General features: G+C 69.8%; 21 protein-coding genes and 1 pseudogene. 3 read left to right on the top strand and 19 right to left on the bottom strand.

The genetic code is table 11. The features are described 5' to 3' along the window. Positions 1–71: 71 nt before the first annotated feature. From ACZ6ZQ_RS16995 to ACZ6ZQ_RS16980, 4 genes are all read right to left on the bottom strand, one after another. Entirely contained in the window at positions 72–1,004 is a 933-nt protein-coding gene (locus tag ACZ6ZQ_RS16995; RefSeq protein ID WP_469769316.1) for an ABC transporter permease, read from the bottom strand. Beyond that, on the bottom strand, positions 991–1,932 hold the full coding sequence (locus ACZ6ZQ_RS16990; RefSeq protein WP_469769315.1) for an ABC transporter ATP-binding protein: 942 nt from the start codon (positions 1,930–1,932) through the stop codon (positions 991–993). The genes ACZ6ZQ_RS16995 and ACZ6ZQ_RS16990 overlap by 14 nt, the downstream gene beginning before the upstream one ends. A 76-nt stretch (positions 1,933–2,008) precedes the next feature. Further along, complete coding sequence (locus ACZ6ZQ_RS16985) at positions 2,009–3,232, bottom strand: LolA family protein (protein WP_469769314.1); 1,224 nt, start codon at positions 3,230–3,232, stop codon at positions 2,009–2,011. Between the two features lie 228 nt (positions 3,233–3,460). Further along, entirely contained in the window at positions 3,461–4,471 is a 1,011-nt protein-coding gene (locus tag ACZ6ZQ_RS16980) for a polyprenyl synthetase family protein (protein ID WP_469769313.1), read from the bottom strand. A gap of 236 nt (positions 4,472–4,707) precedes the next feature. Here ACZ6ZQ_RS16980 and ACZ6ZQ_RS16975 point away from each other — a divergent pair, with 236 nt between their 5' ends. The 3 genes and pseudogenes from ACZ6ZQ_RS16975 to ACZ6ZQ_RS16965 form a co-directional block, all read left to right on the top strand. After that, entirely contained in the window at positions 4,708–6,765 is a 2,058-nt protein-coding gene (locus ACZ6ZQ_RS16975; RefSeq protein WP_469769312.1) for a CocE/NonD family hydrolase, read from the top strand. Positions 6,766–7,276: 511 nt separating this feature from the next. Then, positions 7,277–8,506: a fumarylacetoacetase gene (gene fahA / locus ACZ6ZQ_RS16970; RefSeq protein ID WP_469769311.1), complete on the top strand. Its 1,230-nt coding sequence runs from the start codon at positions 7,277–7,279 to the stop codon at positions 8,504–8,506. A 235-nt stretch (positions 8,507–8,741) separates the two neighbouring features. Continuing rightward, positions 8,742–9,020: pseudogene (locus tag ACZ6ZQ_RS16965) on the top strand (GntR family transcriptional regulator); the annotation flags it as partial. 150 nt (positions 9,021–9,170) lie between these two features. Here ACZ6ZQ_RS16965 and ACZ6ZQ_RS16960 read toward each other — a convergent pair. The 15 genes from ACZ6ZQ_RS16960 to ACZ6ZQ_RS16890 form a co-directional block, all read right to left on the bottom strand. Continuing rightward, a complete protein-coding gene (locus ACZ6ZQ_RS16960; protein WP_469769310.1) occupies positions 9,171–9,320 on the bottom strand; it encodes a hypothetical protein in 150 nt (49 codons plus the stop codon). Between the two features lie 160 nt (positions 9,321–9,480). Then, positions 9,481–11,130, bottom strand: coding sequence for an NADH-quinone oxidoreductase subunit NuoN (gene nuoN / locus ACZ6ZQ_RS16955; protein WP_469769309.1), 1,650 nt, complete (start codon positions 11,128–11,130; stop codon positions 9,481–9,483). Further along, complete coding sequence (locus tag ACZ6ZQ_RS16950) at positions 11,127–12,722, bottom strand: NADH-quinone oxidoreductase subunit M (protein ID WP_469769308.1); 1,596 nt, start codon at positions 12,720–12,722, stop codon at positions 11,127–11,129. Before ACZ6ZQ_RS16950 ends, nuoN begins: the two co-directional genes overlap by 4 nt. 5 nt (positions 12,723–12,727) lie before the next feature. Beyond that, a complete protein-coding gene (gene nuoL / locus ACZ6ZQ_RS16945) occupies positions 12,728–14,698 on the bottom strand; it encodes an NADH-quinone oxidoreductase subunit L (RefSeq protein WP_469769307.1) in 1,971 nt (656 codons plus the stop codon). Between the two features lie 16 nt (positions 14,699–14,714). Beyond that, positions 14,715–15,014, bottom strand: coding sequence for an NADH-quinone oxidoreductase subunit NuoK (gene nuoK / locus ACZ6ZQ_RS16940; protein WP_392034867.1), 300 nt, complete (start codon positions 15,012–15,014; stop codon positions 14,715–14,717). After that, a complete protein-coding gene (locus ACZ6ZQ_RS16935) occupies positions 15,011–15,859 on the bottom strand; it encodes an NADH-quinone oxidoreductase subunit J (protein WP_469769306.1) in 849 nt (282 codons plus the stop codon). The genes nuoK and ACZ6ZQ_RS16935 overlap by 4 nt, the downstream gene beginning before the upstream one ends. Then, entirely contained in the window at positions 15,856–16,476 is a 621-nt protein-coding gene (gene nuoI, locus ACZ6ZQ_RS16930; RefSeq protein ID WP_469769305.1) for an NADH-quinone oxidoreductase subunit NuoI, read from the bottom strand. Before nuoI ends, ACZ6ZQ_RS16935 begins: the two co-directional genes overlap by 4 nt. After that, positions 16,469–17,839 (bottom strand): NADH-quinone oxidoreductase subunit NuoH, encoded by a 1,371-nt coding sequence (nuoH, locus tag ACZ6ZQ_RS16925; protein ID WP_469769304.1) that lies wholly within the window; start codon positions 17,837–17,839, stop codon positions 16,469–16,471. Before nuoH ends, nuoI begins: the two co-directional genes overlap by 8 nt. Beyond that, a complete protein-coding gene (locus tag ACZ6ZQ_RS16920) occupies positions 17,836–20,361 on the bottom strand; it encodes an NADH-quinone oxidoreductase subunit G (RefSeq protein ID WP_469769303.1) in 2,526 nt (841 codons plus the stop codon). Before ACZ6ZQ_RS16920 ends, nuoH begins: the two co-directional genes overlap by 4 nt. After that, positions 20,358–21,731: an NADH-quinone oxidoreductase subunit NuoF gene (gene nuoF, locus ACZ6ZQ_RS16915; protein ID WP_469769302.1), complete on the bottom strand. Its 1,374-nt coding sequence runs from the start codon at positions 21,729–21,731 to the stop codon at positions 20,358–20,360. The genes ACZ6ZQ_RS16920 and nuoF overlap by 4 nt, the downstream gene beginning before the upstream one ends. Further along, positions 21,731–22,588 (bottom strand): NADH-quinone oxidoreductase subunit NuoE, encoded by an 858-nt coding sequence (gene nuoE, locus ACZ6ZQ_RS16910; protein ID WP_469769419.1) that lies wholly within the window; start codon positions 22,586–22,588, stop codon positions 21,731–21,733. Before nuoE ends, nuoF begins: the two co-directional genes overlap by 1 nt. 17 nt (positions 22,589–22,605) lie before the next feature. Beyond that, positions 22,606–23,928 carry an NADH-quinone oxidoreductase subunit D gene (locus tag ACZ6ZQ_RS16905; protein WP_469769301.1) on the bottom strand — a complete coding sequence of 441 codons (1,323 nt, stop codon included), beginning with the start codon at positions 23,926–23,928 and terminating at the stop codon, positions 22,606–22,608. Next, complete coding sequence (locus tag ACZ6ZQ_RS16900) at positions 23,925–24,653, bottom strand: NADH-quinone oxidoreductase subunit C (RefSeq protein WP_469769300.1); 729 nt, start codon at positions 24,651–24,653, stop codon at positions 23,925–23,927. Before ACZ6ZQ_RS16900 ends, ACZ6ZQ_RS16905 begins: the two co-directional genes overlap by 4 nt. After that, positions 24,650–25,204 carry a NuoB/complex I 20 kDa subunit family protein gene (locus ACZ6ZQ_RS16895; protein WP_003998928.1) on the bottom strand — a complete coding sequence of 185 codons (555 nt, stop codon included), beginning with the start codon at positions 25,202–25,204 and terminating at the stop codon, positions 24,650–24,652. Before ACZ6ZQ_RS16895 ends, ACZ6ZQ_RS16900 begins: the two co-directional genes overlap by 4 nt. Before the next feature lie 19 nt (positions 25,205–25,223). Further along, positions 25,224–25,583, bottom strand: coding sequence for an NADH-quinone oxidoreductase subunit A (locus ACZ6ZQ_RS16890; RefSeq protein WP_003992243.1), 360 nt, complete (start codon positions 25,581–25,583; stop codon positions 25,224–25,226). Positions 25,584–25,613 lie beyond the last annotated feature (30 nt).

The raw sequence follows: 25,613 nt of genomic DNA, 5'->3' as shown, positions 1-25,613 counted from the left end.
CACAGACTGCATGCGTATGCACAACTGCATACGCATGCAGTTGCGTTTATCGGGGCACCCCGGGAGGCGCCTCAGGCCGTGATGTCCTTCGCCGAGAACCGCGCCCACGCCGCGGAGCCGAACACCGCCGCGTACACACCCTGCAGGCCCAGGTTCCGCAGTACGTCGTCCCAGAGGATCGGTTCGCGCAGGACGTCCGCGAAGGACAGCCAGTAGTGCGGGAACAGATAGGGGTGGACCACGTCGAGCTGCGGGATCGTGTCCAGGATCTGCACCGTGATCACCAGCCCGACGGTCGTCGCCATCGCCGCGACTCCACTGCCGGTGAGTGTCGAGACGAACAGTCCGAGCGCCGCGAGCCCCGTCAGGGACGCGGCGACGAGCAGTGCGATCAGCAGCGCGCGGAGCAGGCCGTCCGCGAAGGAGATCCGGGTCCCGGAGATGGTGGTGACCTCGCCGACCGGGAAGAGCAACGCCCCCACGGCGAGGGCCGAGGCGGCCACGGCGAGCGTGGCGGCCAGGCAGAAGGCCAGCGTGGCCGCGTACTTGGCGAACAGCAGCCGGGTCCGCCCGGCCGGGGCGACGAGCAGATAGCGCAGGGTTCCGCTGTTCGCCTCGCCGGCGATCGCGTCGCCCGCGACCACGCCGACCGCCATGGGCAGGAAGACAGGGAGGGTCGCGGCGAGCGCGGCGAAGACGAGGAACAGGCCGTTGTTGGTGATCTGGGTGAAGAACGCCGGGCCCTGACCGCTGCCGTCGCCCACCGGGCCGCGGTCGCTCGTCTCGATCCTGATGGCGACACCGATGAGTACGGGGACGGCGGCGAGGACGCCGAGCAGCGCGACGGTGCGCCAGCGGCGGAAGGTCGTGACCAGCTCGGAGCGGAAGAGCCCGAGGGACCAGAGGAGGCGGGGTGCGGGCGTTCCGGCCCCCGACGACCCCTCCGGTCCGGCCTGCGAGGTCCCCTCCGATCCGGCGTGCGCCGTCGTTTCAGCCCGCGACATCGAAGCCCTCCCCGGTCATGGCCACGAACGCGTCCTCCAGGGACGCCCGTTCCTGGCCGAAGGCCCGTACCCGGACGTCCGCGCGCACCAGGGCCGCGTTGATGTCCGCCGGCTCGGCTCCGGCCGGCGGATCCCCGGTCACCCGGTCCTCGGTGACGGTGAGATCGGTGACCCCGAGTTCCTTCAGCACCCGGGCGGCGTCGGCCGGGTCGGGGGTGGTGACGGAGAGGCGGCCCCGGGTCTGCGCGGCGAGTTCGGCGACGCGGCCCTGGGCGATGAGGGTGCCCCGGTTCATGACGGCGGCGTGTGTGCACACCTGCTCGATCTCGTCGAGGAGGTGGGAGGAGAGGAAGACGGTGGTGCCGTCCGTCGCGAGCTCCCTGATCAGCGCGCGGATCTCGCGCATGCCCTGCGGGTCCAGGCCGTTCGTCGGCTCGTCCAGCACGAGCAGACTGCGCGGCTGGAGCAGAGCGGCCGCCAGCCCGAGGCGCTGCTTCATGCCGAGCGAGTACGCCTTCGCCTTGCGCGAGGCTGCGGCGCCGAGCCCGACCCGGTCGAGCGCGGCGGCGACCCTGGCCCGGCGGGTACGGGGGTCGGCGGCCGGGTCGGCCGAGTCGAACCGTACGAGGTTGTCCCGGCCGCTCAAGTACCCGTACAGCGCGGGCCCTTCGATCAGCGCGCCCACCTTCGGCAGGACCGTGCGGGAGGCGCGGGGCATGGGGGCGCCGAGGACGGTGGCGGTGCCGGAGGTGGGCGCGATGAGCCCCATCAGCATCCGGATGGTGGTGGTCTTGCCCGAGCCGTTGGGCCCGAGGAACCCGAAGACGCTGCCGGCGGGCACGGCGAGATCCAGCCGGTCGACGGCGAGATGCCCGCCCCGGTAGCGCTTGGTGAGCCCTCGCGTCTCGATGACAGTGGCTTCGGTCATGCGTTCCCTCATGGTGAAACCGGTCCGCCGAGGCCACGGCGGAATCCCCGCCGCAGCCTCGGCCGGAAGGGGCCGGCTACTTCGCCTCGTTCGCCGCCTTGATCAGCGCGTCCTGGGTGACCGCGCCGACGTAGACCTTGCCGTCGTCCGTCATCAGGGCGTTGACCAGGCGGGTCTTGAAGACCGTGCCGGTGCCGAAGTCGCCCTTGACCTGGTCGCCGAGGGCGTCCAGGAACTTCTCGGCCTCCGGCGGGGCATCGCCGGACCTGGGGGCGGTGATGCTCTCGCCGCCGGGGGCGGTGAGCTCGGCGATCGTGGTCCAGCCCTCGCCGATGACGTTCAGCCCCTTGAAGTCCTCCATGCCCTCCAGGCCCTCGAGGCCCTCGGGAGCCTTGGGGGCCTCCTTGACCTTCGCGCCCTTCGGCGGGCTGAAGTCGAACGTCGACGCGGCGGGCTTGGAGAAGTCGACCTTGGTGAAGCCCGCGTCGACCACCGCCTTGCCGCCGCTGCTCGGCAGCAGCGTGAACTTCAGCGGCACGCCCTTCTCGGCGTCGACCGCGATCCTGATCGAACCGATGGTCGAGCCGCTCTGCTTGGGCTTGATGAGCAGCTGGTACGCGTCGCGGCCGGCGATCCGGGCCGTGCCGTCGACGGTCACCGAGGTCGTGTCGTCCACGGCCTTCAGCGCCTCGTCGGCGAGGTCCTTCGGTGTGCTGGGCAGCTCACCCGGAGCCTCGTGCTCCGTGCCGTCGGCCCTGTCCGCGCCCTTGCCGTCGTCCTTGCCGTGGAAGACCTCGTTGGACTTGCTGTCGTACGCCCAGACGTCGGCCCCGTTGTGGATGAGGCTGTACTCCGCCGCGTCGTCGAGGATCGACAGCTTCTGCTTGTCCGGACCGTCGGTCGCGACCCGCAGCATGTGCGTGCCGGACACCAGCTCCATCAGCTTGGCGTCGGGCGACGCGGACGAGCCGGCCTCGCCGCCCTTCCCACCCTCGGGTGCGAAGCTGCTCGCCATGTCGCCCGCGAGCCCGCCCAGCGACGGAATGCCCAGGTCGGTGCTGATCTTCACGGTGCCGGACAGCTGCTGCACATCCGACTTGGCGATTTTCTCGATGAGTTCCTGTGCCGTGATCTTCGGCAGATCGGGGTCGCCGGCCGCGGCGAGCGCCGGGACGAGCCCGATGGTCGCCGCGGCAACTCCCGCCACCGCGACCGGGACGATGTACCGCGCCGCCTTGCGGCGGCCGACGGCGAGGTCCCCGGCCCCTTCGGTGGTCCGTGCGTTGTCGTTCGGTGCCATGGTGTGCCCTACCTCCGTGATCGGCGGCGTCGTCCGTCCAGTGCACGAGTCCACCCCGCGCCGCCATTCTCACCCGTATTGGTCAAGCTGGTGAGGAGTGGTTGTCTCCATCTGACCAAATCGGGCGGGTAGAAGCGTCAGCCCTCGGGATCAACTCCGCGTACTGCTCCGGTATGACCCGAGGACCCGTTCGCCTCACCCGACCAGTAGGGGACGCCCCGTCACGGCTCAGCCGGCGCGGTGCACCACCGCGTCGCAGAGCTCCTCCAGCGCGGCCTTCGCAAAGCACTCGGGCAGCGGCGCCAGCATGGCCCGCGCCTCCTCCGCGTACCGCACGGTGTCCCGCCTCGCCTGCTCCAGAGCAGGGTGGACCCGCAGCCTGGCCAGCGCCTCAGCGTGCCGGGTGTCGTCCGTCAGATCGCCGGCGAGCAGCTCGACCAGCTCCAGGTCCTCCGGCCGGCCGTGCGCGGCGGCCTGCTCCCTCAGCCGGAGCACCGGCAGTGTGGGGATGCCCTCGCGCAGATCGGTGCCCGGGGTCTTGCCGGACTCGCGCGAGTCGGAGGCGATGTCGAGGACGTCGTCGGCGAGCTGGAAGGCGACGCCGAGCCGCTCCCCGTACTGGGTGAGGATGTCGGTGACGCCCTCGTCGGCGCCCGACATCATGGCTCCGAAGCGCCCGGAGACGGCGATCAGCGAGCCGGTCTTGCCCGCGATGACATCGAGGTAGTGCTCGACGGGGTCACGGCCGTCGCGCGGGCCGGCGGTCTCCAGGATCTGGCCGGTGACCAGCCGCTCGAAGGCCTCGGCCTGGATGCGTACGGCCTCGGGGCCCAGGTCGGCCAGGATGTGCGAGGCCCGGGCGAAGAGGAAGTCGCCGGTCAGGACGGCCACCGAGTTGCCCCAGCGGGCATTGGCGCTGGCCACCCCGCGGCGCACATCGGCCTCGTCCATCACGTCGTCGTGGTACAGCGTCGCCAGATGCGTCAGCTCGACGACGACGGCCGAGGGCACGACACCCGGCGCGTACGGGTCACCGAACTGTGCCGCGAGCATCACCAGCAGCGGCCTGAAGCGCTTGCCCCCTGCACGCACGAGATGCTGCGCGGCCTCCGTGATGAAGGGCACCTCACTCTTGGTGGCATCGAGCAGCCCCGCCTCGACAGCCGCCAATCCGGTCTGGACATCGGCCTCAAGAGCCTGGTCCCGCACGCTCAGCCCGAACGGCCCCACGACGGTCACGAGAGGTACTCCTGTCTGCTGACGATCACACGGATTGTCGATGTGTCGCTGCCATCACTCAAGTCAGCGTATCCGGTCGCCTTTCGATCACCATGGGCGCCTTCCCGCCACCCCCGGTATGTTCTTGATCAGCCGATACGACCAGTACTGCAACATTCGTCCGGAACTGCGACCGAACTCGAAGCGAACGGCGAGCAGCCCCGGGCCGAAGACGACCGTCCACCGAGGTCCGCGCCATGAAGATCCGCACCGAGTTCCCGTACGAGACCCGCCACGAGGACATCCGTATCCCCATGGCCGACTCGACGAGGCTCTACGCACGCGTCTGGCGGCCGGTCACGGACGAGCCCGTACCGGCCCTCCTCGAATACCTCCCTTACCGGCTGACCGACTGGACCGCGCCCTGGGACCGGCAGCGCCACCCTTGGTACGCGGGCCACGGCTACGCCTCCGTACGGGTCGACGTGCGCGGCCACGGCAACAGCGAGGGCCTGCCCGGCGACGAGTACTCCGCCACCGAGCTGGCCGACGGGGCCGCCGTCGTCGAATGGCTCGCCGCGCAGCCGTGGTGCAACGGGCGCGTCGGCATGTTCGGGGTCTCCTGGGGCGGGATCAACGCCCTGCAGATCGCGGCGCTCGCCCCCGAGCCACTGAAGGCCGTCGTCACGGTCTGCTCGACCGACGACCGCTACGACAACGACGTGCACTACCTGGGCGGCTCGGTGGTCGCCATGGACATGCAGGCCTGGGCCGCGGCCCTCCTCGCCTTCACCGTCCGGCCGCCCGATCCGCTGTTCGCGGGCGAAGGCTGGCGCGAGATGTGGGTGAACCGGCTGGAAGCCGTGCAGCCCTTCGTCCACACCTGGCTGCACCACCAGACCCGCGACGACCACTGGAGGCACGGCAGCGTCTGCGAGGACTACGGCGCGATCCGGGCCGCGGTGCTCGCGGTGGGCGGCTGGCACGACCCGTACCGGGACACGGTCCTGCGGCTCGTCGAGCACCTCGACCCGTCGCGGGTACGGGGGCTGATCGGGCCCTGGGCGCACCAGTACCCGGACCAGGGGCTGCCGCCGGGCCCGGCGATCGGCTTCCTCCAGGAGACCCTGCGCTGGTGGGACCACTGGCTGAAGGCCGATCCCGCCAGCGCCCACGGCTCGGGCGACACCCGCGCGGGCGACACCGGCGCAGGCGACACCAGCGCGGGCGACACCAGCGTCATGGCCGAGCCGCTGCTCCGCGCCTGGATCAGCGAGTCCCATCCGCCCGCGACGACGTACGACGAGCTGCCCGGCCGCTGGGTCGCCGACGACGCGTGGCCGTCCGCGCACATCACCCCGGTGGAGTACGCCTTCCGGGGGCCGCCGGTGACCGTCGACTCCCCCCAGCACACGGGACTCGACGCCGGGCGCTTCGTCCCTTCCGGCAACGACGCCGACCTGCCGCCCGACCAGCGCGACGAGGACGCCAAGTCGGCGAGCTTCGAGTTCGCGGTCGACGACCGGACGGAAATCCTGGGACGGCCCCGGGTGACGCTGCGGCTGCGCATGGACGTCCCCTTCGGCCAGGCCGTCGCCCGCCTCTGCGACGTGGCCCCGGACGGCAGCTCGACCCTCGTCACCCGTGGCGTCCTCAACCTCTCCGCCCGCCACGGCCGCGACCGCGCCGACGCCTGGCCGCCGGGCGCCACGGAGGACGTCACCTTCGAGCTGAACGGCATCGGCCACGCCTTTCCGCCCGGCCACCGCATCCGGCTCGCCGTGTCCTCCGCGTACTGGCCCTGGATCTGGCCCCGGGCCGGGTCCGCGGGCTTCACCCTCGACCCGGCGGGCTCGTCCGTCGAACTCCCCGTCCGAACCCCCACCTCCGACGCGATCGCCTTCGAGGCCCCGGAACACTCCGCGCCGCTCGGCGTCGTCACCCCCGTGACCCTCGACCCGCCCCGCCCCGGGCGGCTGATCGTCCGCGACGTCGCCAAGGGCGAATGGCGCCTGGAGGCCGACCCCGGCCACGTCGGCACCCGCGTCCACCCCGACGGTCTCGAGTACACCGAGGAGGCCCTGGACACGTACTCGATCGAGGAACGGGACCCGCTGTCCGCACGCACCCGATCGGACTGGAAGATCCGCCTCCACCGCCCTGAACTGGCGTGGGACGTACGGATCGAGACCCGCTCCGAAATCACCTGCGACGCGGCCCATTTCGTCACCTCCGACGAGGTGGTGTGCCGGCACGGGGACGAGGTGGTGTTCCACCACACCTGGGAGAAACGGATCCCGAGGGTTGCGGGCTAGGCCGTGTTTGAGAACTCCCGCCTGGCACGCGACGCCTGGCACGCACTCCCCCGTAGCCCTTCGGGCACGGGAGGTGCCCCCACGCTGCGTTGTCGGAGTCATCCAAGTACGTCCAGTACGAGGATGATCTCCCCCAGCTACCGCTGGGAGGTGCCCCCACCGCCTTGCGACTGCACGCACCAGACGCCGCGAGCCCCGCCCTACGGGCGGACGGCGCTAGTGCTAAAACACGGCCTAAGGGCCGTCCGGTGGATCGCTGATCCAGCCTGATCCACCGGACAGGCCCTGGGGAGCGCGTGCGGCTCCGACCCCCGTACGGCCTTCGGCTGTGCCCTCGATGTCACCCGGAGCTTCGCCTGGGGGACCCCCAACGGGCTGAGAATCAGCCACTCCGGCGTTTGAGGAGCGGGGGTTCGGGGCAGGGCCCCCGACCGGGCAGGCGCCACTGCCGCCGGCGCCCCGCCCCCACGTAACGTGTCCCCCACACACGTGGAAAGCGAGGCAAGCACCGATGCCCGAGCAGAGCCCGCTCGATCTGGCCGAGGGCGATCCCTTCGGCCCGCACAATCTTCCGTACGGCGTGTTCACCACCGCGGACGAGCCCGGCCGGCGGCGGCTCGGCGTCCGGATCGGTGACCACGTACTCGACGCCGGAGCCGCGGCCCACACGCTCGGCTCGCCGTACGCCGCGCTGCTCGCGCAGCCGAGCCTGGGCCCGCTCCTCGCGGCGGGCCGCACTGCCTGGCGGGACGTGCGCCGCGCGCTCACCGCGTGGGTGACCGTGCCCGCCCACCGTCAGGACATCGAGCCGCTGCTGCACCCGCTCGGCTCGGTCACCCTGCATCTGCCGTACGAGGTCGCCGACTACGTCGACTTCTACGCCAGCGAGCACCACGCCACCAACGTCGGCCACATCTTCCGGCCGGACGGGGACGCCCTCACCCCCAACTGGAAGCATCTGCCGATCGGTTACCACGGCCGCTCCGGCACGGTCGTCGTATCGGGGACGGACGTCGTCCGGCCCTCCGGCCAGCGCAAGACCCCTGCCGATCCGGCCCCCGTCTTCGGCCCGTCCGTCAAGCTCGACATCGAGGCGGAGGTCGGCTTCGTCGTCGGCACCCCCTCCAGGCTCGGGCAGCCCGTGCCGCTGACCGCCTTCCGCGACCACGTCTTCGGGCTGCAGCTCCTCAACGACTGGTCCGCGCGTGACATCCAGGCCTGGGAGTACGTCCCGCTCGGCCCGTTCCTCGGCAAGTCGTTCGCCACGTCCGTCTCCGCCTGGGTCACCCCGCTCGAGGCCCTCGACGCCGCCCGTGTCGCCCCGCCCGCCCGGGACTTCGACCTGCTCCCCTACCTCGACGACTCCGGCGAGGAGGAGCCCGGCGGCCTCGACCTCCGTATCTCCGTCGCGATCAACGGACAGATCGTCTCCGAGCCGCCGTTCGCCACCATGTACTGGACGGCCGCCCAGCAGCTCACCCATATGACGGTCAACGGCGCCTCCCTCCGTACCGGAGACCTCTTCGGCTCCGGCACGGTCAGCGGCCCCGATGTCCACCAGCGCGGTTCCCTCCTCGAACTCACCTGGAACGGGCGCGACCCGCTGGAGCTGCCGTACGGGAAGCGGAGCTTCCTGGAGGACGGCGACGAGGTCACGATGACCGCGTGGGCCCCCGGCCCGGACGGTGTCAAGGTCGGCCTCGGCGAGGTGACGGGCCGGGTCGTGCCCGCCGCGGACTAGTGCGCCGGGAGGGGCAGCAGGGCCTGTTGTGAAAGTGCTGTTCACAGCCACTCGTAGCCTCCGACCGGCCCTGGCGTCTGGTCGGCCGTGCCCTGTCCTCCGGAACGCGCCCTAGTGCCTGCCCGGGTGGCAGCTCTTTCCCCGGTCCGAGGCGTAAGCGCAGGTCAGAGCCGTTCCCCGGGTCCCGGGTAGTGGCGCAACACTGCCGCAACACCATCGGCGGGCGTGCGTCGGTATGGTCCGACGCATGCCCGCCGAACGCATCCGAGAACACGCCGGACAGGGAGCGACCACCGTCGCCGCCCGGCGTCGCCGGCTGCGTGCCGACCAGGCCCGGCAGCTCGCCGATCTGCTGCGCCACCAGATCATCGCGGGAGGCTTCCCGGACGGCGCGCTGCCCCACGAGGGCAGCATCGGCCGTGACTACGGCGCCAGCCGCAACACGGTTCGCCAAGCCCTCGACCTGCTCCGCGGCGAGCAGCTCGTGGACCGGGTGCCGGGCCCCTCGGCGGTGCACGACCCGGACGCGGATGTGCGTGCGTACGCGTCGCGAGCCGCCCGGCCAGGACCCGAAGAGCTTGACGTGTTCCCGTAGAACCCGGAGTCCGGGTCCGCGCGGGATCACCCGGCGGGGCCGGTCAGGACTCTCGTCCGGCAGGGCCGGTCAGCTCTCGTCGTCCGCCGTACGCTCGCCCTCCGCCTGCGACGGGGTCGTCCGGGAGACGTCGGGGTGCTGTTCCTCGGTCGATTCGGTGTCCTCGCCCTCGGCCTGCGAGGGGGTGGTGTACTCGGGGTACTGGTACTGGTCGATCATGATGTTCTCCCTTGACCCTCCAGCCCTCCCCGTGATCGAGCGTAGTCCTTTTCCGACGGCCCGGCCCTGCCCGGCCCTGCCCGCGCCCACGGCTCCGAAGCCGAAGGCCCGGCGTCCCCCTGGGGAGATGCCGGGCCTTCGCCATGATCACGCTCGCGGGCTACCGCACGAACACGCTCGCCTGGCCCGCCAGATCCAGGAAGTACTGCGGTGCGACACCGAGCACCAGCGTGACGGCGACACCGACCGCGATCGTCGTCGTCGTCAGCAGCGACGGCACGGCGACCGTCGGCCCCTCCGGCTTGGGCTCGCTGAAGAACATCAGCACGATGACCCGGATGTAGAAGAACGCGGCGATCGCGGACGAGATCACACCCACGACGACCAGCACCCCGGCGCCGCCCTGTGCCGCCGCACTGAACACGGCGAACTTCCCGGAGAAGCCCGACGTCAGCGGGATACCGGCGAAGGCCAGCAGGAACACCGCGAAGACCGCGGCCACCAGCGGTGAACGCCGCCCGAGCCCGGCCCACTTCGACAGATGCGTGGCCTCACCGCCCGCGTCCCGCACGAGCGTGACGACCGCGAACGCGCCGATCGTCACGAAGGAGTACGCGGCCAGGTAGAAGAGGACGGACGAGACGCCCTCGGGGGTGACCGCGATGACACCGGCGAGGATGAACCCGGCGTGCGCGATCGACGAGTACGCCAGCAGGCGCTTGATGTCGGTCTGGGTGATCGCGACGATCGCACCGCCCAGCATCGTGACGATCGCGATGGCCCACATCACCGGCCGCCAGTCCCAGCTCATGCCCGGCAGCACCACGTACAGCAACCGGAGCAGCGCGCCGAACGCCGCGACCTTGGTGGCCGCCGCCATGAAGCCGGTGATCGGGGTCGGCGCACCCTGGTAGACGTCCGGGGTCCACATGTGGAACGGCACCGCGCCGACCTTGAAGAGCAGCCCCATCAGGATCATCGCGCCGCCGATGAGCAGCAGCGCGTCGTTGCCCATCGTGGAGGCGAGCGCCGGGTCGATGGTCTGGATGGTGCCGTCGACGACGTCGGCGATCTTCGCGTACGAGACGGAGCCCGCGTACCCGTACAACAGGGCGATGCCGAAGAGCAGGAACGCCGACGAGAACGCGCCGAGCAGGAAGTACTTCACCGCGGCCTCCTGCGACATGAGCCGCTTGCGGCGGGCCAGGGCGCAGAGGAGGTAGAGCGGCAGCGAGAAGACCTCGAGGGCGACGAACAGCGTCAGCAGATCGTTGGCCGCCGGGAAGATGAGCATGCCGGAGACGGCGAAGAGGGCCAGCGGGAACACCTCGGTGGTGGTGAACCCGGCCTTGACGGCGGCCTTCTCGCTGTCGCTTCCCGGCACGGACGCGGCCTGCGCGGCGAACGAGTCCACGCGGTTGCCGTGCGCCTCGGGGTCGAGCCGCCGCTCGGCGAAGGTGAAGACCGCGACCAGTGAGGCCAGCAGGATTGTGCCCTGCAGGAACAACGCGGGCCCGTCGACGGCGACGGCGCCCATCGCCGCGATATGGGCCTTGGTCGTGCCGTATCCGCCGGCGGCGAGGCCGACCACCGCGGCGAACGCGGCGGCCAGCGCGACGACGGACAGGAACACCTGCGTGTAGTAGCGGCTCTTGCGCGGGACGAGGGCCTCGACCAGCACCCCCACGACCGCCGCTCCGATCACGATCAGCGTGGGAGCGAGCTGCGCGTACTCGATGTGCGGCGCCGGGATCTTGTCCAGCGGTTGGGCCGCCGTTGTCCACAGGCTGTGGACAGCTGTCGTGCTCACTTGGCCGCCTCCACCTCGGGCTGGGGGTCCTTCTTCTGTACGTCGGACATGGTGTACTCCACGGCCGGGTTGACGATGTCCGTCAGCGGCTTGGGATAGACGCCGAGGAAGATCAGCAACACGATCAGCGGGGTGACCACCACCAGCTCGCGCAGCCGCAGATCCGGCAGGGTCCGCACCTCCGCCTTCACCGGGCCGGTCATCGTCCGCTGGTAGAGGACCAGGGTGTAGAGCGCGGCGAGCACGATGCCGAAGGTCGCGATGACGCCGACCACCGGATAGCGCGCGAACGTGCCGACCAGGACCAGGAACTCACTGACGAACGGCGCGAGTCCCGGCAGCGACAGGGTCGCCAGACCGCCGATGAGGAAGGTGCCCGCGAGGACCGGCGCGACCTTCTGCACACCGCCGTAGTCGGCGATGAGCCGCGAGCCGCGCCGCGAGATCAGGAAGCCGGCCACCAGCATCAGGGCGGCCGTCGAGATCCCGTGGTTGACCATGTAGAGCGTGGCGCCGGACTGCCCCTGGCTCGTCATCGCGAAGATGCCCATGATGATGAAGCCGAAGTGCGAGATCGACGCATAGGCGATCAGGCGCTTGATGTCCCGCTGACCGACCGCGAGCAGCGCGCCGTACACGATGCTGATCAGCGCCAGGACAAGGATCACCGGCGTCGCCCACTCCGAGGCCTCCGGGAAGAGCCCGAGGCAGAAGCGGAGCATCGCGAAGGTGCCGACCTTGTCGACGACGGCGGTGATCAGCACGGCGACCGGAGCGGTCGCCTCGCCCATGGCGTTGGGCAGCCAGGTGTGCAGCGGCCACAGGGGCGCCTTCACCGCGAAGGCGAAGAAGAAGCCGATGAACAGCAGCCGCTCGGTGGTGGTCGCCATGTCCAGCGAACCGTTCGCCCGGGCCTCGGTGATCTCCTGGAGCGAGAAGTTCCCGGCGACGACATAGAGGCCGATGACCGCGGCCAGCATGATCAGTCCGCCGACCAGGTTGTAGAGCAGGAACTTCACTGCGGCGTACGAGCGCTGGGCCGCCGCGTTCTCGTCGGTGCCCGCGTGGGCGCGGTCTCCGAAGCCGCCGATGAGGAAGTACATCGGGATGAGCATGGCTTCGAAGAGGATGTAGAAGAGGAAGACGTCGGTGGCCTCGAAGGAGAGGATCACCATCGCCTCGACGGACAGGATCAGGGCGAAGAAGCCCTGCGTCGGCCGCCAGCGCCTGGACTGCCCCGCGACGGAGTCGCTGTCCGACACTTCCAGGGGATCGGCGTCGTGCCAGCCGGCCAGGATGATGAACGGGATCAGCACCGCGGTCAGCGCGATCAGCGCCACCCCGATACCGTCCACGCCCAGCTCGTACCGCACCCCGAAGTCCTTGATCCAGGCATGGGATTCGGTGAGCTGATAGCGGTCGCCGCCGGGCTGGAACCGTACGGCGACGACCGCCGCCAGCACGAGCGTGGCGAGCGAGACGATCAGCGCCAGCCACTTGGCGGCGGCGCGCCGGCCGGCCGGCACGGCGGCGGTGGCGATCGCACCGATCGCCGGGAGCGCCGCCGTCGCTGTAAGGAGCGGGAATGACATGGCAGTTACACCGCCCTCATCAGCAGGGTCGCAGCGATCAGCAACGCCGTACCTCCGAACATCGAGACCGCGTAGGTGCGGGCATAGCCGTTCTGCAGCTTGCGGAGCCGGCCCGAGAGACCGCCGACCGAGGCCGCCGTGCCGTTGACGACCCCGTCGACCAGGGTGTGGTCCACGTACACGAGGGAGCGGGTGAGGTGCTCGCCGCCGCGGACCAGAACGATGTGGTTGAAGTCGTCCTGGAGGAGGTCGCGGCGGGCGGCCCGGGTGAGCAGCGAGCCGCGCGGTGCGACGACCGGCACGGGACGGCGCCCGTACTGGAGGTAGGCGAGCGCGACGCCGAGGACCATCACCGCGACGGTCGCGCCGGTGATGGCGCCCGCGCTGATCGGCGGGTGGCCGTGCTCGAAGCTGGTGACCGGCTTCAGCCAGTTCACGAACGCGTCGTTCCACGAGAACAGGAAACCGGCGAAGACCGAACCGAAGGCGAGCACGATCATCGGGATGGTCATGGACTTCGGCGACTCGTGCGGATGCGGCATGTCACCCGGGTGCACCTCGAGACCGGGCTCGACGCTCGGCGCCGTGTCCGGGTCGGGGGCGGGCTGCCAGCGCTTCTCGCCGAAGAACGTCATGATCATCACGCGCGTCATGTAGAACGCGGTGATCGCCGCGCCCAGCAGGGCCGCGCCGCCGAGGATCCAGCCCTCCGTGCCACCCTTGGCGAAGGCCGCCTCGATGATCTTGTCCTTGGAGAAGAAGCCGGACAGACCGGGGAAGCCGATGATGGCGAGATAGCCGAGGCCGAAGGTGACGAAGGTGATCGGCATGTACTTCCGCAAGGCGCCGTACTTCCTCATGTCGACCTCGTCGTTCATGCCGTGCATGACCGATCCGGCGCCGAGGAAGAGCCCGGCCTTGAAGAAGCCGTGCGTCACCAGGTGCATGATCGCGAAGGCGTATCCGATCGGCCCGAGCCCCGCGGCCAGGATCATGTAGCCGATCTGCGACATCGTCGAACCGGCCAGCGCCTTCTTGATGTCGTCCTTCGCGCAACCGACGATCGCACCGAAGAGGAGCGTGACCGCGCCGACCGTGACGACCGCGAGCTGCGCCTCCGGTGCGGCGTTGAAGATCGCCCCGGAGCGGGTGATCAGATAGACGCCGGCGGTCACCATCGTCGCCGCGTGGATGAGGGCCGAGACCGGGGTCGGGCCCTCCATCGCGTCCCCGAGCCAGGACTGCAGCGGCACCTGGGCGGACTTTCCGCACGCGGCGAGCAGCAGGAGCAGCCCGAGGGCGGTCAGCACACCCTCGGAGACCGGTGCGGCAGCGCCTGATGTCACAGCGCCCGTCGACGCCAGCACCGGGCCGAAGGCGAAGGTCCCGAAGGTGGTGAACATCAGCATGATGGCGATCGACAGGCCCATGTCGCCGACCCTGTTGACCAGGAAGGCCTTCTTGGCCGCCGTCGCCGCGCTGGGCTTGTGCTGCCAGAAGCCGATGAGCAGGTACGAAGCGAGGCCGACGCCCTCCCACCCGACGTACAGCAGCAGATAGTTGTCGGCGAGGACCAGCAGGAGCATCGCCGCGAGGAAGAGGTTGAGATAGCCGAAGAAGCGGCGGCGGCGCTCGTCGTGCTCCATGTACCCCACCGAGTACAGATGGATGAGCGAGCCGACGCCGGTGATCAGCAGGACGAAGGTCATCGACAGCTGGTCGAGCTGGAAGGCGACATCGGCCTGGAAGCCCTCGACCGGGATCCAGCTGTACAGATGCTGGGTCAGGGTCCGGTCGTCGCCGGGCCTGCCGAGCATGTTGGCGAAGAGCACGACACCGATGACGAAGGAGACGGCGGCGAGCACTGTGCCCAGCCAGTGGCCGACACGGTCGAGCCGACGCCCGCCGCACAGCAGCAGGACCGCTCCGAGCAGGGGCGCCGCCACCAGCAGCGCAATCAGGTTCTCTGCGTTCATGTCGTTCTAGCGCCCCTTACAGCTTCATCAGGCTGGCGTCGTCGACCGAGGCCGAGTGGCGGGAACGGAACAGCGACACGATGATCGCGAGCCCGACCACGACCTCCGCGGCGGCGACGACCATCGTGAAGAAGGCGATGATCTGGCCGTCGAGGTTGCCGTGCATCCGGGAGAAGGCGACGAGCGTGAGATTGCAGGCGTTGAGCATCAGCTCGATGCACATGAACACCACGATGGCGTTGCGCCTGATCAGCACACCGGCCGCGCCGATGGTGAACAACAGAGCGGCGAGATAGAGGTAGTTGACCGGATTCACCGCGTGACCTCCTGTCCGTCCCGCTGTCCGTCCCTGTCGTGCTCGTCCCGGTCCCGGCCGAGCCGCTCCTCGGAGCGCTGTTCGAGCGCCTTCAGATCGTTCAGCGCCTCGCGGGACACATCGCGGATCTGGCCGCGGTCACGCAGCGTCTTGTTGACGCTGAGCTGGGACGCGGTGCCGTCCGGGAGGAGGCCGGCGATGTCCACCGCGTTGTGCCGGGCGTAGACACCGGGCGCGGGCAGCGGCGGCAGGTGCTTGCCCTCGCGGACACGCTGCTCGGCCTGCTCGCGCTGGGTCTTGGCGCGCTCGGTGCGCTCGCGGTGGGTGAGCACCATCGCGCCGACGACCGCCGAGATGAGCAGCGCGCCGGTGAGCTCGAAGGCGAAGACGTACTTGGTGAAGATCAGCGCCGCCAGGCCTTCGACGTTGCCCCCCGCGTTGGCCTGGCCGAGTCCGATGAAGGACGCCGAGCCCAGCGCGGCGTGCCCGATTCCGGTGATGAGCAGGATGCCGAAGCCGAGCCCGCAGGCGGCTGCCCACCAGCGCTGGCCCTTCAGCGTCTCCTTGAGGGAGTCCGCGGCCGTCACACCGACGAGCATGACGACGAAGAGGAACAGCATCATGATCGCGCCGGTGTAGACGACGATCTGGACGATGCCCAGGAAGTACGCCCCGTTGGCGAGGTAGAAGACCGCCAGGATGATCATGGTCGCGGCGAGGCACAGCGCGCTGTGCACGGCCTTCTTCATCAGGATGGTGCACAGCGCGCCGATGACGGCGACGGGGCCGAGCACCCAGAACTGGACGGCTTCACCGGTGGAAGCCGCCGCGGCCAGCGCGCTCATGCGTCGACCTCCTCGGCCTGTGCCGCACCCGGAGCGCCTGCCGATGGATCCGGTTCGCCCTTGGAGACGGCGACCTGGCGCTCCGTACCCGGCGCGGCCTCGATGACCCGGCCCCGGTAGTAGTCCTGCTCGTCCATACCGGGGTAGATCGCGTGCGGGGTGTCGACCATGCCGACTTCGAGGCCCGCGAGGAGCTGCTCCTTCGTGTAGATCAGGTTCTCGCGGGAGCTGTCGGCCAGTTCGAACTCATTGGTCATCGTGAGCGCCCGAGTGGGGCAGGCCTCGATGCACAGCCCGCACAGAATGCAGCGGGCGTAGTTGATCTGGTAGACGCGGCCGTACCGCTCGCCCGGCGAGTAGCGCTCCTCGTCGGTGTTGTCCGCGCCCTCCACGTAGATGGCGTCCGCGGGACAGGCCCAGGCGCACAACTCGCAGCCCACGCACTTCTCCAGCCCGTCCGGATGCCGGTTGAGCTGGTGCCGGCCGTGGAAGCGCGGCGCCGTCGTCTTCTGCTGCTCCGGATACTGCTCGGTCAGCCGCTTCTTGAACATGGCCTTGAAGGTCACGCCGAAGCCGGCGACCGGGTTCTGGAACGAGCTCTCGGATTCCTCAGACACCGTCAGCCTCCTTTCCGTCACGAGGACCGTCACTGTCAGTATTCACGCCACCACTGACAATCAGTTCGCGGTCGCGGCGCGGTCGCCTGCGCGGCACCGGCGGCAGCTCCTGTCCGGGCAGCGGCGGCACGGGGTAGCCGCCCGCCATCGGGTCGAACGCGGCGGCCGGCGGCTGCTTCTCCGCCCCGGCCGCTTCCTTCTTGCCGCGGAAGAGGTCGAAGACGAACGACAGCAGCAGTACGGCGATGACCGCCCCGCCGACGTACAGCACGATCTGCGAGAAGTCCTGGCCCTCGTTGCGCAGCGCCCGGACGGTCGCGACGAGCATCAGCCAGACGACCGAGACCGGGATGAGGACCTTCCAGCCGAGCTTCATCAGCTGGTCGTAGCGGACGCGCGGCAGCGTGCCGCGCAGCCAGATGAAGAAGAACAGCAGCAGCTGGACCTTGATGACGAACCAGAGCATCGGCCACCAGCCGTGGTTCGCGCCCTCCCAGAAGGTGCTGACCGGATACGGGGCGCGCCAGCCGCCGAGGAAGAGGGTGACCGAGACCGCCGAGACGGTGACCATGTTGACGTACTCGGCGAGCATGAACAGGGCGAACTTGATGGACGAGTACTCCGTGTTGAAGCCGCCGACCAGGTCGCCCTCGGACTCCGGCATGTCGAACGGGGCACGATTCGTCTCGCCGACCATCGTCACGATGTAGATCAGGAACGAGACCGGCAGCAGCAGGATGTACCAGCGGTCCGCCTGCGCCTCGACGATCGCCGAGGTCGACATCGATCCGGAGTAGAGGAAGACCGAGGCGAAGGCCGCGCCCATGGCGATCTCGTACGAGATCATCTGCGCGCAGGAGCGCAGTCCGCCGAGCAGCGGGTACGTCGAGCCGGAGGACCAGCCCGCCAGCACGATGCCGTAGATGCCGACCGAGGCGACCGCGAGGATGTAGAGCATCGCGATCGGCAGGTCGGTGAGCTGCATCGTGGTCCGCTGGCCGAAGATCGAGATCTCGTTGCCGGCCGGGCCGAAGGGGATGACGGCGATCGCCATGAAGGCGGGGATCGCGGCGACGATCGGTGCGAGGACATAGACGATCTTGTCCGCGCGTTTGACGATCAGGTCCTCCTTGAGCATCAGCTTGACGCCGTCCGCGAGGGACTGGAGGAGACCCCAGGGGCCGTGCCGGTTGGGGCCGATGCGCAGCTGCATCCAGGCGACGACCTTGCGCTCCCACACGATGGAGAACAGCACCGTCAGCATCAGGAAGGCGAAGCAGAAGACCGCCTTGATGACGACGAGCCACCAGGGGTCCCGCCCGAACAGCGAGAGGTCCTCGGCGGCGAGGAGGATCGGGTTCACGGGCGCACCTCCGGTACGTCGTCGCTGTCGGCGGCCCCCGGGCCGGCAACGGCTGCCGGACCGATGCGGACGAGCCGGCCGGGCACCACACCCGTGTCGCTGAGCACGCCGCCGCCCGTCGAGTTGAGCGGGAGCCAGACCACCCGGTCCGGCATCTCGGTCACCTGGAGCGGGAGTTGTACGGAACCGGCGGGTCCGGTGACGGCGAGTACATCGCCGTCCTTGACGCCGGTCTCGGCCGCCGTGGTGGCGGAGAGGCGGGCGACCGCGACGTGCCGGGTGCCGGCCAGCGCCTCGTCGCCCTCCTGGAGGAGCCCCTGGTCGAGCAGGAGCCGGTGGCCCGCGAGGACCGCCTCGCCCGCGCCGGGGCGGGGCAGCGGCCGCGGGGACTCGACGGGCTCGGTCGCCCGCGCCCCGGTCCACGCCCCGAGCCCGTCCATCTCCCGCCGTACGGACCTGAGGTCCGGCAGGGCCAGATGGACGTCGAGGGCATCGGCGAGCATGTGCAGCACCCGCGCGTCCGTCGGCGGCAGCGGGCGGGTCATCTGGTCGGGCTTCAGCGCCGCCTCGAAGAGCCGCGCCCTGCCTTCCCAGTTGAGGAATGTGCCGGGCTTCTCGGCGACGGCCGCGACGGGGAGGACCACATCGGCCCGCGAGGTGACCTCCGTCGGCCGCAGCTCCAGCGAGACGAGGAATCCGACCGCGTCGAACGCCTCGCGCGCGCGTGCGGGGTGCGGCAGATCGGCCACCTCGACACCGGCGACGACCAGTGCGGCCAGTTCGCCGTTGGCCGCGGCCTCGACGATCTGGCCGGTGTCGCGGCCGTAGCGGTGCGGCAGTTCGCGTACGCCCCAGGCGGCCGCGGTCTCCTCGCGGGCCCGCGGGTCGGTGGCGGGGCGGCCACCGGGCAGCAGCGAGGGGATGGCACCCGCCTCGACGGCGCCGCGCTCCCCGGCCCGGCGCGGGATCCACACCAGCTCGGCGCCGGTCGCGGTGGCGGCCCGTACCGCCGCGGTGAGGGCGCCCGGCACTCCGGCCAGCCGTTCGCCGACGACGATCACTGCGCCTTCGCCGCGCAGTGCTTCCGCGGCCGCCGCGCCGTCCCCGTCGAGTCCGGTGCCGGACGCCAGCGCGTTCAGCCACTCGGCCTCGGTGCCGGGTGCGGCGGGCAGCAGGACGCCTCCGGCCTTCGTCAGGCCGCGGGTGACGTGCGTGGCGAGTGCGAAGGTCCGCTGACGGTGCTTGCGCGAGGCCTTGCGCAGCCGCAGGAAGACGCCGGGGGCCTCCTCCTCGGACTCGAAGCCCACGAGCAGCACCGCGGGCGCCGCCTCCAGGGAGGTGTAGGTGACGCCCGCGCGGTCCAGGTCCCGGCCGTGACCGGCGACCCGGGCGGCAAGGAAGTCGGCCTCCTCGGAGGAGTGCACCCGCGCCCGGAAGTCGATGTCGTTGGTGTCCAGAGCGATCCGCGCGAACTTGGCGTACGCGTACGCGTCCTCGACGGTGAGCCTGCCGCCGGTCAGCACGGCCGCCCGGCCGCGTGCCGCGGAGAGCCCGGCGGCCGCGGCCTCCAGCGCCTCCGGCCAGCTCGCCGGCTCCAGCTCACCGCTCTCCTTGTTGCGTACGAGCGGGGTGGTGAGCCGGTCGCGCTGCTGGGCGTAGCGGAAGCCGAACCGCCCCTTGTCGCAGATCCACTCCTCGTTGACCTCGGGGTCGTCGGCGGCGAGCCGCCGCATGACCTTGCCGCGCCGGTGGTCGGTCCGGGTGGCGCAGCCGCCCGCGCAGTGCTCGCACACCGAGGGCGACGACACGAGGTCGAAGGGCCGGGAGCGGAACCGGTACGCCGCCGAGGTCAGCGCGCCGACCGGGCAGATCTGGATGGTGTTCCCGGAGAAGTACGACTCGAAGGGGTCGCCCTCGCCCGTGCCGACCTGCTGCAGCGCACCGCGCTCGAGCAGCTCGATCATCGGGTCGCCGGCGATCTGGTTGGAGAAGCGGGTGCAGCGCGCGCACAGCACGCACCGCTCACGGTCGAGCAGCACCTGTGTGGAGATGTTGACCGGCTTCTCGTACGTGCGCTTCCTGCCCTCGAAGCGGGACTCGGCCTGGCCGTGCGAGACGGCCTGGTTCTGCAGGGGGCACTCGCCGCCCTTGTCGCAGACCGGGCAGTCGAGGGGGTGGTTGATGAGCAGCAGCTCCATCACGCCCTGCTGTGCCTTCTCGGCGACGGGCGAGGTGAGCTGCGACTTGACGACCATGCCGTCGGTGCAGGTGATGGTGCAGGACGCCATCGGCTTGCGCTGGCCCTCGACCTCGACGATGCACTGCCGGCAGGCGCCGGCCGGGTCGAGGAGGGGGTGGTCGCAGAACCGGGGGATCTCGATGCCGAGCAGCTCGGCGGCGCGGATGACCAGGGTGCCCTTCGGCACGCTGATCTCGATGCCGTCGATGGTGAGCGTGACGAGGTCCTCCGGCGGGACGGCCGCCTCGCCGCCCCCGGAGGGAGCGCTGGTGGTCACAGTCATGCGTTCACCTCCGTGTTGTCGTCGTGCTTGTCCGCCCACGCGGTGGACGCGGCCGGGTCGAAGGGGCAGCCCTTCCCGCGGATGTGCTGCTCGTACTCGTCCCGGAAGTACTTGAGCGAGGAGAAGATCGGCGAGGCGGCGCCGTCGCCGAGGGCGCAGAACGACTTGCCGTTGATGTTGTCGGCGATGTCGCCCAGCTTGTCGAGGTCCGCCATGACGCCCTTGCCCGCCTCGATGTCATGGAGCAACTGGACCAGCCAGTAGGTGCCCTCGCGGCAGGGCGTGCATTTGCCGCAGGACTCGTGGGCGTAGAACTCGGTCCAGCGGGTGACGGCCCGTACGACACAGGTCGTCTCGTCGAAGCACTGGAGTGCCTTGGTGCCGAGCATCGATCCGGCGGCGCCGACGCCCTCGTAGTCCAGCGGGACGTCGAGGTGTTCGTCGGTGAACATCGGGGTGGAGGAGCCGCCCGGCGTCCAGAACTTCAGCCGGTGGCCGGGGCGCATGCCGCCGCTCATGTCGAGCAGCTGGCGCAGGGTGATCCCGAGCGGGGCCTCGTACTGGCCGGGGCTCGCGACATGGCCGCTCAGCGAGTAGAGCGTGAAGCCCGGGGACTTCTCGCTGCCCATCGACTTGAACCAGTCCTTGCCCCTGTTGAGGATCGCGGGAACGGACGCGATGGACTCGACGTTGTTCACCACAGTGGGGCATGCGTACAGACCGGCGACCGCGGGGAAGGGGGGTCGCAGCCGGGGCTGGCCGCGGCGGCCTTCCAGGGAGTCGAGGAGTGCGGTCTCCTCACCGCAGATGTACGCGCCGGCGCCCGCGTGCACGGTGAGCTCGAGGTCGAGTCCGCTTCCCAGGATGTTCTTGCCGAGGAAGCCCGCCTCGTACGCCTCGCGGACGGCCTCGTGCAGCCGGCGCAGTACGGGCACGACCTCGCCGCGCACATAGATGAAGGCGTGGTTGGACCGGATCGCGTAGCAGGCGATCACGATGCCCTCGATGAGGGAGTGCGGATTGGCGAACAGAAGGGGGATGTCCTTGCAGGTTCCCGGCTCCGACTCGTCGGCGTTGACGACGAGATAGTGCGGCTTGCCGTCACCCTGCGGAATGAACTGCCACTTCATTCCGGTGGGGAAGCCGGCGCCACCGCGGCCGCGGAGTCCGGAGTCCTTGACGTACGCGATGAGCTCGTCCGGGGCCATCGCGAGGGCTTTGCGCAGGCCTTCGTAGCCGTCGTGGTTCCGGTAGGTCTCCAGCGTCCAGGACTCGGGCTGGTCCCAGAAGGCGGACAGGACGGGCACGAGCATTTTCTCGGGGCTGGTTTCTCCCCCGGCCTCCGGCCCGTACTCGGTCGACACGGTCATCACTCCCCCTCCTCGGAAACCGGGCCGGCCGGGTGCGCCGGGTCGGACGCCGATGTCTGCTGCGCGTCGTTCTGCGTCCCGGAGGGACTCGTTGAGGGGTGGTGGTCGGGCGACGGGCGGGCGTGCGAGCTGAGGTGCTCGCCCGGCGACTCGCTCTGCGGCGCGGCGCCGCGCGGGTGGACCACGCGCGGCTGAGGGGTTTCGCCCTTGGCCAGCCGCAGGCCGATCAGGGACGCCGGGCCCGCGCCGCCGGTCGCCTCGACGGCGCCGGGGCGTGCGTCGGGGAAGCCGGCCAGGATGCGGGAGGTCTCCTTGAAGCTGCACAGCGGGGCGCCGCGGGTGGGTTCGACGGTCCGCCCGGCCCGCAGGTCGTCGACGAGCCGCCGTGCCGACTCGGGGGTCTGGTTGTCGAAGAACTCCCAGTTGACCATCACCACGGGCGCGAAGTCGCAGGCCGCGTTGCACTCGATGTGCTCAAGAGTGATCTTGCCGTCCTCGGTTGTCTCGCTGTTGCCGACGCCGAGGTGTTCCTTGAGCTCGTCGAAGATGGCGTCGCCGCCCATCACCGCGCACAGCGTGTTGGTGCAGACACCGACCTGGTAGTCGCCGGACGGCTTGCGGCGGTACATGGTGTAGAAGGTGGCGACCGCGGTGACCTCCGCCGTCGTCAGCTCCAGCAGGTCCGCGCAGAACCGCATACCGGTGCGGGTGACGTAGCCCTCCTCCGACTGCACGAGGTGGAGCAGCGGCAGCAGCGCGGACCGGCTGTCCGGGTAGCGGCCGATGATCTCCTTGGCGTCGGCTTCGAGCCTGGCCCGCACGTCGGCCGGGTAGTCAGGTGCGGGGAGCTGTGGCATCCCGAGCGATACGTCTGTCACCGGTCGACGCCTCCCATCACGGGGTCGATGGACGCGACGGCGACGATCACGTCGGCCACCTGGCCGCCCTCGCACATCGCCGCCATGGACTGCAGATTGGTGAAGGACGGGTCGCGGAAGTGGACCCGGTAGGGGCGGGTGCCGCCGTCGGAGACGACATGGACCCCGAGTTCGCCCTTGGGCGATTCGACGGCCGCGTACGCCTGTCCTGCCGGGACCCGGAAGCCCTCGGTCACCAGCTTGAAGTGGTGGATCAGGGCCTCCATGGAGGTGCCCATGATCTTCTTGATGTGGTCGAGGGAGTTGCCGAGGCCGTCGGGGCCGAGCGCGAGCTGCGCGGGCCAGGCGATCTTCTTGTCCTCGACCATGACCGGGCCGGGGGCCAGGCGGTCCAGGCACTGCTCGACGATCCGCAGCGACTGCCGCATCTCCTCCAGCCGGATGAGGAAGCGGCCGTATGCGTCACAGGTGTCGGCGGTCGGGACGTCGAACTCGTAGTTCTCGTAGCCGCAGTACGGGTCGGTCTTGCGCAGGTCGTGCGGCAGCCCGGTGGCGCGCAGGATCGGTCCTGTCGCGCCGAGCGCCATGCAGCCGGCCAGGTCCAGATAGCCGATGTCCTGCATCCGGCCCTTGAAGATCGGGTTCCCGGTGGCGAGCTTGTCGTACTCGGGAAGGTTCTTCTTCATCTTCTTCACGAACTCGCGGATCTGGTCCACGGCGCCCGGGGGCAGGTCCTGGGCGAGGCCGCCGGGGCGGATGTACGCGTGGTTCATCCGCAGGCCGGTGATGAGTTCGTAGATGTCGAGAATCAGTTCACGATCACGGAATCCGTAGATCATGATCGTGGTGGCGCCGAGCTCCATACCGCCGGTGGCGATGCACACGAGGTGGGAGGAGAGCCGGTTCAGCTCCATCAGCAGAACGCGGATGATGGTCGCCCGGTCCGGGATCTGGTCCTCGATGCCGAGCAGCTTCTCGACCGCGAGGCAGTACGCCGTCTCGTTGAAGAACGGCGTGAGGTAGTCCATGCGCGTGACGAAGGTCGTGCCCTGCGTCCAGTTCCGGTATTCGAGGTTCTTCTCGATGCCGGTGTGCAGGTAGCCGATGCCGCAGCGGGCCTCGGTGACCGTCTCGCCCTCGATCTCCAGGATGAGACGGAGCACTCCATGGGTGGACGGGTGCTGCGGACCCATGTTGACGACGATGCGCTCGTCGTCGGCCTTGGCCGCGGTCCGGGCGACCTCGTCCCAGTCGCCGCCGGTGACTGTATATACAGTCCCCTCGGTCGTCTCACGTGCAGATGCAGACGGTGTTGTCACGAGTACGACCTCCGCTGGTCCGGAGCCGGGATCTGGGCGCCCTTGTACTCGACGGGGATGCCGCCGAGGGGGTAGTCCTTGCGCTGAGGGAAGCCCTGCCAGTCGTCCGGCATCATGATCCGGGTGAGGGCGGGGTGGCCGTCGAAGATCAGGCCGAAGAAGTCGTAGGTCTCGCGCTCGTGCCAGTCGTTGGTCGGATAGACCTCGACGAGGGACGGGACGTGCGGGTCCGTGTCCGGGGCGCTGGCCTCCAGGCGGATCAGTCGGCCGTGGGTGATCGAGCGCAGGTGGTAGACGGCGTGCAGCTCGCGGCCCTTGTCTCCGGGGTAGTGGACGCCGCTCACACCCGTACAGAGCTCGAAGCGCAGTGCCGGGTCGTCCCGGAGGGTGCCGGCGACCTGGACGAGGTGCTCGCGGGCGATGTGGAAGGTGAGCTCACCCCGGTCGACGACGGTCTTCTCGATCGCGTTCTCGGGGAGGAGGTTCTGCTCCTCCAGGGCGCCCTCGAGCTCGTCGGCGACCTCGTCGAACCAGCCGCCGTACGGGCGCGTGGCCGCGCCCGGCAGCCGCACGGAACGGACGAGCCCGCCGTATCCGGAGGTGTCGCCGCCGTTGTTCGCACCGAACATGCCGCGCTGGAGGCGGATCTCCTCGCCGTGCTCACCACGCTGGCCCGGCAGGTTCTGCCCGCTGAGCTCCTTCTCGGGGTTCGGCTGGTCAGTCACCGGAGCAGCCCCTTCATCTCGATGGTGGGGAGCGCCTTGAGAGCCGCTTCCTCCGCCTCACGGGCCGCTTCTTCCGCGTTCACACCGAGCTTGGAGGTCTGGATCTTCTGGTGGAGCTTGAGGATCGCGTCCATCAGCATCTCCGGCCGCGGGGGGCAGCCCGGCAAATAGATGTCAACGGGAACAATGTGGTCAACACCCTGCACAATCGCGTAATTGTTGAACATTCCACCCGAGGATGCGCAAACCCCCATGGAAATCACCCACTTGGGGTTGGGCATCTGGTCATAGACCTGGCGCAGGACGGGGGCCATCTTCTGGCTCACCCGCCCGGCCACGATCATCAGATCGGCCTGCCGGGGCGAACCGCGGAAGACCTCCATGCCGAAGCGGGCCAGGTCGTACCGGCCGGCGCCGGTCGTCATCATCTCGATGGCGCAGCAGGCCAGGCCGAAGGTGGCGGGGAAGACGGACGCCTTGCGCACCCAGCCCGCGGCCTGTTCGACGGTGGTCAGCAGAAAACCGCTCGGCAGCTTCTCTTCGAGTCCCATTGGTGTGCCCCTCAGCCCCTCAGTCCCATTCCAGGCCGCCGCGCCGCCATACATACGCGTAGGCGACGAAGACGGTGAGCACGAAGAGCAGCATCTCCACGAGCCCGAAAATCCCCAGGGCGTCGAAGGTGACGGCCCAGGGGTAGAGGAAGACGATCTCGATGTCGAAGACGATGAAGAGCATCGCCGTCAGGTAGTACTTGATCGGGAAGCGGCCGCCCCCGGCCGGGGTGGGCGTGGGCTCGATACCGCATTCGTACGCCTCGAGCTTCGCCCGGTTGTAGCGCTTCGGGCCGATAAGCGTGGCCATGACCACGGAGAAGATCGCAAAGCCTGCCCCTAGGGCGCCGAGCACGAGGATGGGTGCGTAGGCATTCACGCTCCTCGCTCCTTCCAGTCGTCCTTGACC

The sequence above is a fragment of the Streptomyces sp. NPDC053673 genome (assembly GCF_055585225.1).
The sequence above is the reverse complement of the archived record's forward strand: the minus strand, read 5'-3'. Positions and strand labels throughout refer to the sequence as shown.

Bases quoted from the DNA above. Each gene is read 5' to 3' on its own strand.
- ACZ6ZQ_RS16985 (WP_469769314.1), bottom strand. From the start codon at position 3,232: ATGGCACCGAACGACAACGCACGGACCACCGAAGGGGCCGGGGACCTC.
- ACZ6ZQ_RS16995 (WP_469769316.1), bottom strand. From the start codon at position 1,004: ATGTCGCGGGCTGAAACGACGGCGCACGCCGGATCGGAGGGGACCTCG.
- ACZ6ZQ_RS16990 (WP_469769315.1), bottom strand. From the start codon at position 1,932: ATGACCGAAGCCACTGTCATCGAGACGCGAGGGCTCACCAAGCGCTAC.
- ACZ6ZQ_RS16895 (WP_003998928.1), bottom strand. From the start codon at position 25,204: ATGGGACTCGAAGAGAAGCTGCCGAGCGGTTTTCTGCTGACCACCGTC.
- nuoF (WP_469769302.1), bottom strand. From the start codon at position 21,731: ATGACCGTGTCGACCGAGTACGGGCCGGAGGCCGGGGGAGAAACCAGC.
- ACZ6ZQ_RS16975 (WP_469769312.1), top strand. From the start codon at position 4,708: ATGAAGATCCGCACCGAGTTCCCGTACGAGACCCGCCACGAGGACATC.
- nuoE (WP_469769419.1), bottom strand. From the start codon at position 22,588: ATGCCACAGCTCCCCGCACCTGACTACCCGGCCGACGTGCGGGCCAGG.
- ACZ6ZQ_RS16935 (WP_469769306.1), bottom strand. From the start codon at position 15,859: ATGAGCGCGCTGGCCGCGGCGGCTTCCACCGGTGAAGCCGTCCAGTTC.
- nuoL (WP_469769307.1), bottom strand. From the start codon at position 14,698: ATGAACGCAGAGAACCTGATTGCGCTGCTGGTGGCGGCGCCCCTGCTC.
- ACZ6ZQ_RS16920 (WP_469769303.1), bottom strand. From the start codon at position 20,361: ATGACTGTGACCACCAGCGCTCCCTCCGGGGGCGGCGAGGCGGCCGTC.
- ACZ6ZQ_RS16950 (WP_469769308.1), bottom strand. From the start codon at position 12,722: ATGTCATTCCCGCTCCTTACAGCGACGGCGGCGCTCCCGGCGATCGGT.
- ACZ6ZQ_RS16960 (WP_469769310.1), bottom strand. From the start codon at position 9,320: ATGATCGACCAGTACCAGTACCCCGAGTACACCACCCCCTCGCAGGCC.
- fahA (WP_469769311.1), top strand. From the start codon at position 7,277: ATGCCCGAGCAGAGCCCGCTCGATCTGGCCGAGGGCGATCCCTTCGGC.